Below are 12,433 nucleotides of genomic sequence, written 5' to 3' on the forward strand. Positions count from 1 at the left end.
GTGATTGAAAGACCCATTCGCGGGCAAGCCCGCTCCCACAGGTAAGGTGTCGAACACAGAATCTGTGAACGACTCAAAACCCTGTGGGAGCGTGGCTTGCCCGCGATGGCAATCTACCTGTCAGCGAAGATGTTCAGGCCTCCCAAGGATTGATGACTTCAATCCCGGAAAATCCGAAATCTCGAACATTGCGGGTGGCTATTACCGCCCCATGGCTTCGGCAAGTGGCGGCAATTTGCGCATCTGCCATTGAAACTGCACGCCCGTTTGCTTCAGCACCCGCTGTCAGCGCTGCGTACTCAACAGCGGCATGAGCATCGAACGGCAAAATGCGTCCGGCAAAGTCCTCTTCGAACATGGCCATGGCATGGGCTTCAAGTTTTTGTTTGCGCTTGCCCGAAGGCAGGCGTGCGATGCCGTGGAGTATTTCCGCCACCGTTACCGCACTGACTGCCAGATCCATCGCCGGCTGCGCATCAACCCAGGCAAGCACCCGGCTTTCAGGCTCGACTCGCATAAACTCTGAAAGAACGTTGGTATCGAGCACTATCATTCAGAAAAATCCACCGCCGTTGCTTTCTCTGAACGCGCTGGCAGATCAAGCTCGACTCCGCCCAGAGTGCTGAAACGATTGCGGATCCTGCTTCCAAGTCCACCGGCGCGATCAACAGTCGCCAAGGCCCTGCCCAGAATCAGGCGAGCCTCTTCTTCCATGGAATGTCCGTTATGAGCCGCTGTGATGCGCAGTTGCTCCTTGAGCTTCTCATCAAGGTTTCTAATTGTGATGCTGGCCATGATGCCTCCTGCAATCAGTGAAATCATTGATTGCAGGCTAGCACATCCTGGCAAACCAAAACCCGACAATCTTCCGAATGGCCAATATCAGCGCGTCCCACGCTGGCGCAATGCCGACGGCATGAAGTACGCGTCTTCCGGCACCGGTTGGGTGAAGTCCACAGTGCCCTGCTCTTCGTTATCCAGGTTCTGCACGTAGTAACGACGCGCCTGCAAGTCATGGAATACGTCCAGCGCGCTCCAGGTGGTGGGCAGGTCGTAGAAGTTTTTCAGGTAGGCCATCGACACCCGCCACAACTCCCCTCGCCCGTCATACTGATCCACCAATGCGGCCCCCCAACTGTCCTCGTCCAGAAACAGCACGCGCTTGGAATAGATATGCCGCGCGCCCGGCTTGAGCGTGCCTTCGACCACCCAGACCCGGTGCAGCTCATAACGGGTGTATTGCGGGTTGAGGTGGCCCGGTGTGAGCAACTGCGCGTACTTCACCTCGGGGCTGCCGACTTTGTAGTTGTTGTAGGGAATGTAGACCTCTTGCTTGCCCTTGAGCTTCCAGTCGTAGCGGTCCGGCGAGCCGTTGAACAGGTCGGTATCGTCCGCCGTGCGCAGGCCGTCGGATGAGGCGATCGGGGTGTCATAGGCGAGGTTCGGCGCCCGGCGCACACGGCGTTGGCCCGCATCGTAGACCCAGGCCTGACGCGGGTCCTTGAGCTGGTCCAGGGTCTCGTGAACCAAGGCCGCACCACCCGCCAGGCGGGCCGGGCTCTTCACGAAGGCCAGGTAGTAGAACAGGATGTTTTTCAGGTCGGCGAATTGCCCACCCGGGCGGTAATAGTTGAAGAGTCCCTCCTGTTGCGAGGTCACAAGTGCGAAGCTGCCGTTGCGTTGCACCGGCGCTTCGGAGGCACGACGGACCACATAGATGCCGCGATAACGGGTGATGTGGTTCCACAGCACCTCGACCCCGTCCTTGGGCACCGGGAACGGCACACCACCATAGGCATCGGCAAAACCGGTGCCGCCATCGAGCAGCTTGGTCGCGGTGGCATTCTTCAAGGTGTTGTCATACAGCCACTGCGGCGCCGAGCCAGAGCGGCGAGAGGGATAGACCGGCATCTGGAAGGTGTCGGGGTAGCTGTTGAACAGGGCGAGCTGACCCGGGCTGAGGTGGGCCTTGTACTGGTCAAGGTTGGCCTTGGTGATGGTGAACAGCGGCTTGTCCGCCGCATACGGGTCCGGGTGATGCTGGCCAGGCTTGTAGCCCGCCGGCGCCTGGGTGATGCCGCCGGTCCAGGCCGGAATGGTCCCGGCGGCGTTGCCAGCACGCTCGGCGCCCATTGGGGTCAGGGTGGTTTTCAGTTGTTCGGCCAGTTGAGGCGTGACCGCGGCCAGCGCGCTGCCGGCGGCCAGGCTCAGGAACAGCGCCAGGGTGGTCTTGGTCAGTCGTGGTAAGTCAAACATGGACGTTCTCCGAAATACACAAAAGATCCAATGTGGGAGCGGGCTTGCTCGCGAAGAGGGCGGCACATCCAGCACAGGTGTCGCCTGATACACCGCATTCGCGAGCAAGCCCGCTCCCACAAGGGGGGTGTGCGCAACAATCAAAGGAAGTACTTGAGGTTGAAGCCGATGTTGTCGCGGTCACGCAGGCCGTTGTCCTGCCCGCCGCCATAGAACTCGGTGTATTGCAGCTCGGCCTCCAGCCTGTTCTGGTAGTTGGCCTTGATCCCCAGGGTGTAGGCCTTGCGGCCCTCGATGACGTTGCCCGCCTGATAGCTGTTGCCCTCGAAGTCATCCTTGTAGACGACATAGGGCGAGACGTTGACCCCGGCATACACGTCGTTCCAGGTGCCGTTGAGCATCGCGGTGTAGCTGTAGGAGTTGCGGTTGACCTGGTCGTCGCGCTCGCCACCGGACACATAGGAAAAGTTGCCGGTGCCCGCGTAGTAACGGTTACTGCCGTCATAAGCGGTGTATTGCAGGTTGCTGCCGCGCAGGTGCTCGGACGCCAGCTCGAATACGCCGAACATCGAGTCGAACGACAGGCTCGGGCCAAAGTTGTAAATGGTGCCCAGGGAGGTGTTGAACGCTTCCACCCGCTCGGCGTTATTGATCTGGCTGTCGAGCGTGACCTGCTGCCCGCCGATGTTGATGGTCTGGCCGGCTGCCGCTGCGGCGGCGCCGTTGGCCAGGTCGCCGATCAGGTCGTTGGTGGCGGCGACCCCGATGGGCAGGTTCGGCCGATACGCCACTTCACCGAACACCGACGCCTGGCCCAGGGTGGTGTTGAAACTGAAGCCATACATGCGGATGTCTTCGGCGTAGCGCCGGTGCGCCTGAATATTGCCCAGCACATCCACGGTCGCCAGGCCGTTGGCCAACTGCCCCGCCTGGCTGCCGGCGACACCGGTCAACAGGTTGGTCAGGGCATTCATGTCGATGCCCTGGTACCCGCCCAGATCGGCGGAAATGGTCGGCTCCTTGGCGTGGTAGTTGACCATGTACAACCCGAACTCGGTGCTGTTGAGTGCTTCGGCGATGTAGCGAAAAGCGAAACCGAACTGGCCGTCGTTGCGCGCGTTGAAATCCTTGCCGATCGTGGCCACCTTGACGGTGTTGCCGAAGGTCGGGGTGACCCCGTTGGCATACAGTCCGGTGGTACTCAGGGCCTGGTTGAGCAGCGGGTTGTTGCCCAGTGCGCTGTACAGATCGATCACGTTGCCGAAGCCAGGCACCGGGGTGTCCAGCGCGGTACCGCTGAAGTTGTTGTAGGCGGTGTTGCCGCCGTCGGCGAACAGGTCCGTCTGCGAGTAGAACGTGCCGACCGGGTCGATGCGGGTTTCCTTCCAGTTGGTCTGGTAAAAGCTTTCCATAGTCAGGCTGTCGGTCAGGCCGATGTTGAAGCTGAGCGCTTCCACCGGGACCAGCACTTCCTTGACCTCGGCCCCGGGCAGACGGTACTTGGCCGCATCCACCGGGTTGGTGGTGTTGATCCCGCCACGGTAGAAAATCCCCTCGCCCCAGTTGAACACCTGGCGTCCGATACGTGCGGTGACCGGCATCTGCGCGACGTCCCAGTTGCCATAGAGGTAGGCGTCGAGCAACTCCACCCGGCTACCGGCGATATCGCGGGTCTGGCTGGTGAAATGGTCGTCCTGCGGGTAACTCTGACTGGGTTGCGACGGGTTGTTGTTGCCGTAGTAATCGTTGCGCTTGTCCATCAGTTGGGTGTCATAGAACGCGGTACCGCGCACGAACATCCCGTAGTTCTGATAGTTGGCTTCGAGCTCCGAGGTGATCTTGTACACCTCGGAAACCAGCCCGGTGTCGAAGTTGCGATTGCCGTCGTTGGTGTTGACGTCGTCGTTGTTCTTGTCCCGGCCCTGGACCCGCCACAAGCGGCCATAAGACAAGGTACTGTCGAATGAACCGGTGACCTGGTTGTCCAGCACGCTGAACTCCTCGGCCTGCACGCCGTCGACCGCGCACAGTTGCAGCAGCCCTGCCAGGCCCACGCCGGGAAGCGCCGCGCCAGACAGGCGAAATCGAGTGCTCATGATCTGTTCCTCTTTCCCTGGATTTATTGTTGTTGTGTGCGTTACTGCGAGGGTTGGGGCGCCAATCCCGCACCGGCATAAATCCGGCTGTGCGCGCCAAAATGTCCCAGCAGTTTGAACAACTGTCGGTTAAGTGCCGGATGGTCGAAGTCTTCGCGCTGCAGCTGATTACCGCGGCTGAAATCACCGGTGATCGGTGCTGTGTCCAGCCATTGGCCGATGGCTTCATCGAACGCCGCGGACGCGTCGACGGACTCGGCACTCACCACTTCGCGCAGGTAGTCCACCGAGTACGGCGGGTAACGGGCGTCCTGGGCGGAATCGGCATAGGCGTCGAGCATCGGATGGGGCTGGCCCGTGCGCAGCAAACGACGCAGCCAGCTCGACTGATACTTCTCCACTTCCATGTGCCGGGTCGCAACGCGTTCGATGGACGCCTGCTTGTCGGCCGCGAAACCGGCCAGTGCCTTGCCCTCCAGCAGAAGAAGACTGGCGAGGTCGACACCGGGCAGTGGCTTGGCGTGATAAGGCTGGGTCAGGTCCTGAATGTGGTGCAGGCCCCAGCCGAGAAAGCGATAACCCCAATAAGGATGGCCGGTGGCAAAGGCCAGTCGCGCCAATCCCATGTATTGATAGGCGCGCCAGTCGGGCCAACTGCGTTCGAGAAATCCGGCAGCGGCGTACACCACCGGGCTTTCATGGAAGAACCCCATGTGGAACGGCGCCTGGGAGCTGTATTGAAACCGCGCATCACCGAACGGCTGCGGGCCGAAGCCGTACAGCGCGCCGACGTCGCCGGGGTTGTCGCTGAACAGGTTGATGTCGTGGCCGTAGTCAGGCTCATCGGCGGCGCTGGCCAACACGGCCAGGGGCGCGACTTGTTCGTGGTCAGTTACAACGATGAAGCGCTGGCGATTCCACGGTGACAGCGTCTGCTCGACCATGACCTGCTCGGCCTTGAGGTGTTCACGCTCGGGTTGATCCTTGCCCGGCATCGGCTGGATGACCATCGCCAGATGAATCCCGGGATTGATGCGCAGTGCGGTGAGGAAGTCGTGGCGCAGATTGTCCCCAGGTACGACTGGCAATCGCAGGTTGTCGGGGCGCGGCGGGTACTGGGCGAAGTGCTCGCGGGCGAAGCGCTCCTGCTCGTCGAGCAACGCGCTCACGGCCTCGTATTGTTGCGAGAGAAACTGTTCCAAAGGCTCGACGTCGACCTGCGGTGCGTCGCGCAAGGCCGGCAGGTCCTGCAACGCCAGGTAGCTGCCCACCGTATGGTTGGACCAGCCCCACGCCATCGGCGCCGTTCCACAAAGCAGCAACAGGAGGAATGTCAGCTTCATTGCCTGGTTCTTATTGGATGTGCAGTGAGGGTTGAGCCTAACAACCGACCCTGCCCCTGACACTGTCCAATCTCACCAGAAAAGTTCTCCGATAGCGCCAAACTCCGGTGCAAAAATCACCACGGATCAATGTGGGAGCGGGCTTGCTCGCGAATGCGGTGTGTCAGTGAAATCCATAGTGACTGACACTCCGCATTCGCGAGCAAGCCCGCTCCCACAGGGGATCTTCGGTGTTCTTTCAGGCAGGGTAACCGGTGATTTTGCGGATGCTCTGGTACAACGGCTTGAGCTGTCGATACATGCGCAGGTAGACCTCTTTGTACAGTCGCTCATAGACCTGTTGCGCTTCGGGTTGCGGCAGGAAGACCGCACCGACCCGTGTCATGGCGGCCATCGCCGTGGGGAAATCCGCGTGCAGCCCCAGCCCCACCGCGCAGCAAATGGCCGCGCCCAGGCCGGAGGCTTCGTAGACATGCGGACGCTCGGCCGGCAGGCCGAAAATGTTCGCCGTGAGTTGCATCGCGGCATCACTCTGGGAGCCGCCACCGGCGACGCGCAAGCGCGTGACGCAGACCCCCGAACGTTTCTCGATCTTCTCCATGCCCTGGCGCAAGGCGTACGCCAGGCCTTCGAGGATCGCCCGGTAAATGTGCGCACGGGTATGCACGTCGCCGAAGCCGATCATCGCGCCCTTGGCTTCCACACCCGGCTCGCGAATGCCGGGCGACCAGTAGGGTTGCAGCATCAACCCCATGGAGCCCGGCGGCACGGCCTCGACCAGCGCATCGAAGAGTTGCTCGGGCTCCACGCCCTGGGCTTTGGCCTGCTGCATTTCCCGCAGGCCGAACTCGTTCTTGAACCAGCTGACCATCCAATAGCCGCGATAGATCATCACCTCGCAGTTGAATTGATCCGGCACCGCCGACGGGTAAGGTGGAATCAACGGGACGATTTCCAGGTAGCGCGAGCGGGTGCTGGTGATCGTCGCCGTGGTGCCGTAGGACAGGCACACGGTGCTGGCGTCGACGACGCCGGAACCCACGACTTCGCAGGCCTTGTCGGCACCCGCGGCAATCAGCGGCAGCCCCTCGGGAATGCCGGTGTGGCGGCTGGCCTCGGCGCTGATGTAGCCGAGGGTTTCACCGGGCTTGTGCAGGCTCGGCAGTTGCTCGGGACGCACCGCCAGCGCCTGCCATTTCCAGTCGGTGGGTGCGGCCCATTTCAGGCGTTTGAAGTCGAAGGGCAAGTAACCGACGCAACACCCCACGGAATCGACAAAGCGCCCACAAAGACGATGGGTGAGAAACCCCGAGAGCAGCAGGAACTTGTCGGTCGCCGCCCACACTTCAGGCTGGTGGCGGGCGATCCAGTTGGCCTCGGCCTGGGCGCGGAAGTAGTCCACCGTGGCTTGCGCGCCGACCAGTTTGAACAACCAGCCCCACGGTCCCTTGATACTGCCTTCGACTTCGCTCTGACGCTGATCGAGCCACAGAATGGCCGGGCGCAAAGGCTTGCCCTGGGCATCGACGTTGATCACCGTGCCGCGTTGGGTGGTCAGGGACACGCCGGCAATCTGCGAGCGATCGATCCCGGTTTGCTGCCACACCTGCTGGCAGGCTTCACCTAACTTATCCCAGTAATATTCCGGGTCTTGCTCGGCCCACCCCGGTTGTGCCGAGTAATAGGCCTGCAACTCGACCTTGCCTTTGCCCAGCAGATTGCCCTGCAGGTCGAAGAGCAGCGCGCGCACGCTCTGGGTGCCATTGTCGATGGCCAACAGGTAACGCTTGTTCGGGTGGTTATCCATGGAGCTCTCTTCAATGGGCATCAATGCGTGGCATCCGGCAATCCGTGATGGCGTTGCCACAACTCCCGATAACGCTGTATCTCCTGCAGCCAACGCTCATCGTCCCAGCCCAGTCGTGGCTGGCAGAGTTGGCGAATGGCCGCGAAACAATCCTCGCCGCCACGCGGCAGCAGCAGGCCCAGACGGGTGCGGCGCAGCAGCAAGTCATCGAGATGCAGAACCATTTCCGTCTCGCAGGCAACGGCCAGTTCCGCCCACAAGGTGTCCGTGCTGCCTACCGTTTCATGGCTCAATTGGGCGATCCGTTGCGCCAGCCTCGGCAGGTCACGACCATGGCGCCCGGCCAGGCGCCGCCACTGGCTGGCGCTGAGTCCGGGTATCGCCAGCGGCGGCACGACGGCGAACACCGGCGCGGCGTCATCATTGAAGGGCCGCTCGAGCATGCTCGCGCAGGCCTTGAGCACTTCGATCGCCTGCGGGCGAAAGGTGGTCAGCTTGCCGCCGGCCAGGGTCACACAACCCGGCTCCTGCCACAGCACATGCTCACGGGTTTCATTCGACGGCTTGAGTTCACCCGCCACGTTGCCCACCACCGGGCGCACGCCCGACCAGGTCGACAGCACATCGGCTGCGACCACTTCAGCGCCGGGAAATTGTTGAGCGCAAGCCGCCAGCAGATAGTCGAGCTCCTCAGCGCTGATACTCGCGCTTTGATCCAGATCCTCGCGATGATCGAGGTCCGTGGTACCGACCACCGTGGCCCCCTCCCAGGGGAAAACGAACACCGGTCGACCGTCGCGTTCATGCAGGAAGGTGAAGGCTTGCGCCACGGGCAGGCGCCAGCCCGGCAATAACAGATGACTGCCGCGCAACGGGCGCAACTGGCGAGGCGCATCGGGCAGGCGCAAGCGCTCGGCCCACGCGCCGGTGGCCACGGCCAACACCCCACAACGCACTGTCAGTGATCCGCCCCCCTCGCAGTCTTCGACCTGAACCCCGCAAACGCGCCCCTCCTCACGCAGCAATTGCTGCACGCGCATGCCGTTGAGCACCACGGCGCCGTCGGCCCGGGCCTCGCCCAAAACGCGCATCACCAGGCGGGCATCATCGGTCAGCGCATCGACAAAACAGGTGCCGCCCAGCAGGTCATGTTCCTTCACCCCGGGCGCCAGATACCGCAGTTGCTGCGCGTCATGAAAGCGATGGCTGCGCCGCCCGGCCAACGCGTCATAGATGGACAGCAAACCACCCAGCACCCGCGGTCCGGGAAAACCGCCACGGTAATGCGGCATCATGAAACTCATCGGCTCGACCAGCCCCGGCGCTTCGTCCAGCAGCCTCTGGCGTTCATGCACCGAATCGCGGGTCAGGCGCCACTGGCCCTTGGCGATGTAACGCAAGCCGCCATGGACCATTTTCGAAGAGCGGCTGGAGGTGCCCCAGGCGAAATCGCGCTGCTCCAGCAGCAGGCAACGCCACCCTCGGCGCGCGGCTTCGCGCAGGATGCCGGCGCCGCTGATGCCGCCGCCGATGACGATCAGGTCCCAGGTTTCGGCCGCCAGCGTCGGCAGCACCTGCTGACGCCACGCCGCGTTCCAGTCCAGGCTCATGGCCGTCACTCCTGCAACAGCGTGCCAGGGTTCAGTCGCCCGGCCGGATCGAAGTGCCGACTCAGTGCCTGCAGGGTGTCCATCGCCAGCGCGCCCTTTTCGCGCAGCAGGTACGGCGCGTGGTCCTTGCCCACGCCATGCTGGTGACTGATGGTGCCGTGGTTGTCGACGATGGTCTGGCTGGCCGCCTGCTTGAGTGCCTGCCAGCGCGCCAGGGTGGCGGGGTAATCCGCCGCCGGGCGAAACACATAGGTGGTGTAGATGCTCGACCCTTCACCGTAGACGTGGGACAGGTGGGTGAACACGTGGACCCGTTCGCCCTGCGCCGCCAAGGCGTCACGCAGGCTGCTTTCGATCAGGGTGAGCAGGTTATCGACGTTGCTCCAGTCGGTGGCCGTTTCCAGGGTGTCGACCACGTAACCGGCGTTCCACAAGTTCTCGCGCAGGTAGGGAAAGCGGAAGCGGTTCTGCGCCCACTTCTTGCCGAGCAAGGTGCCGGTAAACACCCCGCCGAACGCCTTGAGGTGCTGCCGGGCCTGACGCAGGGACAGCGCATTTTGCCGACGGTTGCCGGTCACGCCGAACGTCAGCAGGCATTTGCCCTCGCCGGCGCCGCGCAGGGCCAGGTACTTTTCCAGCCAGGCGATCTGCTGCGGATGACCGGCCAGCGCCAGCTGGGTTTCGGTTTCCACCGCATTGGACAGGCGCAGCATCGACAGCGGCACCCGCGCCTGGGCCAACTGGCGGATGGCTTGCAGCGCCTTGGGCCAATCGGGCAGGAACACCCCGTAGAAACGTTCATCGGCGGGCAGTGCGCTGATCCGTACCTTGACCTCGGAAATGATCCCGAAACGGCCCTCACAGCCCAACACCACTTCGCGCAGATCGGGGCCGGCCGCCGAGGCCGGAAAGGAGGGAATGTCCAAAGGTCCGGCAAAGGTTTCCAGGGTCCCGCCGGCGAACAGTTGCTCGATCCGCCCATAGCGCAATGACTGCTGGCCACTGGAGCGGCTGGCGACCCAGCCGCCCAGGGTCGACAGCTCCCACGACTGCGGGAAGTGCCCCAGGGTGTAACCACGGGCGCGCAACTGACTTTCCACCTGCGGTCCGCTGGTGCCGGGGCCGAAGGTGGCCAGCAGGCTCTCTTCGTCGAGGTCCAGCAGGCGACTCATGCGGGCCAGGGAAACTGTCACCACCGGCCGCGCGGAACTCGGCGGGTTGATGTGACCGGCCACCGAAGTGCCGCCGCCATAAGGAATCAGGCACAGGTCCTGTTCATGGGCGAGCCGCAGTAACTGGCGAATCTGTTCAGCGCTCGTGGGATAGGCCACGGCGTCGGGATAATTGCCCAGTTCGCCCTCACGCAACGCCAGCCAGTCCGGCAGGCTCTGGCCGCGAGCATGCAGCAAACGATCATGGGCATCCACGCTGTACAGGAAGTGTTGCTGCAACCGCGACGGGGGCACGCGGGCCAATGCCGTCTCGAGCGTCGCGTCGGGCAGCGCTCGACCGTCACCTACCCGCCGGGCGAGAAAACTCGCGCCCTGGGCCGGCAGTTCGACCACCGTGGTTGCATCTCCCCAGCCGTTCCAGCGTCGCATGCGTGTGTCCTTTTGCGGTTCTGATCAGTGAAATTTCAGGCCCCCATACTAGTCAGCCGCCGGAAAGTGTCACGGTCGCATCGGGCCAGTTCGAGTAGCCAATTGAGTCAAACGTCGCGCAGGCGTCAGCCATTTACTTTAGCCGTGGTTTCAAATTACCTTTCAGGGCATTCATCCGCGCACGCGGGCCTTGATCAAAGGAATACGATCATGCAATCCCTGGGCTTCACTTCCGTTCCGCCGCTGCTCAAATACCTGCGTCATGCCGAACAACTGGGCATGGCCATCGAGCCTGCGTTGACGGCTGCCGGGTTGCAGGCACAGCAGTTGAGCGACAACAGCCTGCGGTTGCCCGGCGAAGCCCATGAACGGCTGCTCGATTATTTCTGCGAACACTCGGGCGATCCGTTGTTCGGTCTCAACGCCGCGCGTTTTGTGTTGCCCAACTCCTGGAGCGTGCTGGGTTACATCACCATGAACTGCGCGACACTGGGCGATGCGATGAGCCGCATCATGCCGTTCGAGAAGCTGGTGGGAGACATGGGCGTCAGCCGCGCCGAGGTGCAAGGCAGCGACGTACATCTGATCTGGACCTGCCGCCATCAACGCCCGCGAATCCGTCGGCACCTGGTGGAAAACGTGCTCGGCTCCTGGCTGCAGTACGCGCGCTGGATCGCCGACACGCAACTGTCGCCGGCCGCCGTCTGGCTGGAACATGCCTGTCCGGCCGACACGACGCTGGCAGAGTACGAGCAGTTCTTCGATTGCCCGGTACTGTTCGACCAGCCTTATTCGGCGCTGATTGTGCCGTTGCCGTATTTGCAGTTGCCCTTGCGCCAGGCCGATGCGCAATTGCTGCGCACCCTGGAAGAACATGCCCAGGGGTTGATGGCCACACTGGAGGACGCGTCGCTGGAACAGCGGGTCAAAAGCATCCTGCGCCAGCTGCTCAAGGAGGGTCTGCCACGCAAGGAGCAGGTGGCCGAGCATCTCGCTGTGTCCGTGCGCACGCTGCAACGCCAGCTGCATCAGGCCGGTACGTCGTACCAGCAGATCCTCGATGACCTGCGCCAGGAACTGGCCGAGCACTACCTGCTCAACAGCACCTTGCCGATTCAGGACATCGCCCAATACCTGGGCTTCACCGAACCCCGCTCGTTTCACCGCACGTTCAAAAGCCGGCGCGGGATGCCGCCCGGCGAGTTTCGCCAAAGCCACCGGGTGCCGAACGAAGGCTGAGGGGCTGAAGGGTTCAGAGACTGATCGCGTTGGTGAACACCAGCCGATTGCCGAACGGGTCGGCAATGGTCATGTCCTGGCTGCCCCACGGCATGGCCTGGATCTGTGGATGGGAAAACCGGTATTGCTTGGCCAACAGTTGCTGCTGAAACTTCTCCAGCTCATCGGTCTCGATCCGCAGCGCAGAACCCGGTGTCCCGTCGCCATGGTGTTCGGACAAGTGCAGCACACATTCGCCACGGGAGATTTGCAGGTACAGCGGGAAATTCGCTTCGAATCGATGTTGCCAGTCGATCTGGAACCCCAGGAAGTCGACGTAGAACTCCACTGCCTTGGCTTCGTCGAAAATGCGCAGGATCGGAGTGGTTTTACCGAAGCTCATCGGGTTGCTCCCAGACATTGAAAAACCGGTGGGAGCGAGCTTGCTCGCGATGGTCGTTAACGATGACGCGTCTCTACTGGATAAACGCGGCGCTCTTTT

Annotated in this window: 10 protein-coding genes; 1 reads left to right on the plus strand and 9 read right to left on the minus strand. The window is 62.4% G+C overall.

Translation table 11 applies throughout. The annotated features are described in order from the left end of the window. Positions 1-133 precede the first annotated feature (133 nt). The 8 genes from AB7M25_RS26555 to AB7M25_RS26590 form a co-directional block, all read right to left on the minus strand. Positions 134-553, minus strand: coding sequence for a type II toxin-antitoxin system VapC family toxin (locus AB7M25_RS26555; RefSeq protein WP_429518249.1), 420 nt, complete (start codon positions 551-553; stop codon positions 134-136). Next, a complete protein-coding gene (locus AB7M25_RS26560; protein ID WP_429384346.1) occupies positions 550-795 on the minus strand; it encodes a FitA-like ribbon-helix-helix domain-containing protein in 246 nt (81 codons plus the stop codon). Before AB7M25_RS26560 ends, AB7M25_RS26555 begins: the two co-directional genes overlap by 4 nt. A gap of 87 nt (positions 796-882) precedes the next feature. Then, positions 883-2,256 (minus strand): DUF1329 domain-containing protein, encoded by a 1,374-nt coding sequence (locus AB7M25_RS26565; protein WP_429560341.1) that lies wholly within the window; start codon positions 2,254-2,256, stop codon positions 883-885. 140 nt (positions 2,257-2,396) lie between these two features. Beyond that, complete coding sequence (locus AB7M25_RS26570; RefSeq protein ID WP_454238187.1) at positions 2,397-4,352, minus strand: DUF1302 domain-containing protein; 1,956 nt, start codon at positions 4,350-4,352, stop codon at positions 2,397-2,399. Positions 4,353-4,393: 41 nt separating this feature from the next. Then, positions 4,394-5,695 (minus strand): phospholipase C/P1 nuclease family protein, encoded by a 1,302-nt coding sequence (locus tag AB7M25_RS26575; protein WP_429384353.1) that lies wholly within the window; start codon positions 5,693-5,695, stop codon positions 4,394-4,396. A 238-nt stretch (positions 5,696-5,933) separates the two neighbouring features. Then, positions 5,934-7,502, minus strand: coding sequence for an FGGY-family carbohydrate kinase (locus AB7M25_RS26580; protein WP_454238188.1), 1,569 nt, complete (start codon positions 7,500-7,502; stop codon positions 5,934-5,936). Between the two features lie 20 nt (positions 7,503-7,522). Next, positions 7,523-9,112: a glycerol-3-phosphate dehydrogenase/oxidase gene (locus tag AB7M25_RS26585; protein ID WP_454238189.1), complete on the minus strand. Its 1,590-nt coding sequence runs from the start codon at positions 9,110-9,112 to the stop codon at positions 7,523-7,525. A 5-nt stretch (positions 9,113-9,117) separates the two neighbouring features. Next, complete coding sequence (locus tag AB7M25_RS26590) at positions 9,118-10,713, minus strand: FAD-binding oxidoreductase (protein ID WP_429384361.1); 1,596 nt, start codon at positions 10,711-10,713, stop codon at positions 9,118-9,120. A gap of 210 nt (positions 10,714-10,923) precedes the next feature. Here AB7M25_RS26590 and gliR point away from each other — a divergent pair, with 210 nt between their 5' ends. Then, positions 10,924-11,952, plus strand: coding sequence for an AraC family transcriptional regulator GliR (gliR, locus tag AB7M25_RS26595; RefSeq protein ID WP_429384364.1), 1,029 nt, complete (start codon positions 10,924-10,926; stop codon positions 11,950-11,952). A gap of 13 nt (positions 11,953-11,965) precedes the next feature. Here the strand turns inward: gliR and AB7M25_RS26600 are convergent, their stop codons facing one another. Next, positions 11,966-12,334 (minus strand): glyoxalase superfamily protein, encoded by a 369-nt coding sequence (locus AB7M25_RS26600; protein ID WP_429384367.1) that lies wholly within the window; start codon positions 12,332-12,334, stop codon positions 11,966-11,968. Positions 12,335-12,433 lie beyond the last annotated feature (99 nt).

It is taken from the genome of Pseudomonas sp. AP3_22 TE3818, assembly GCF_053628995.1.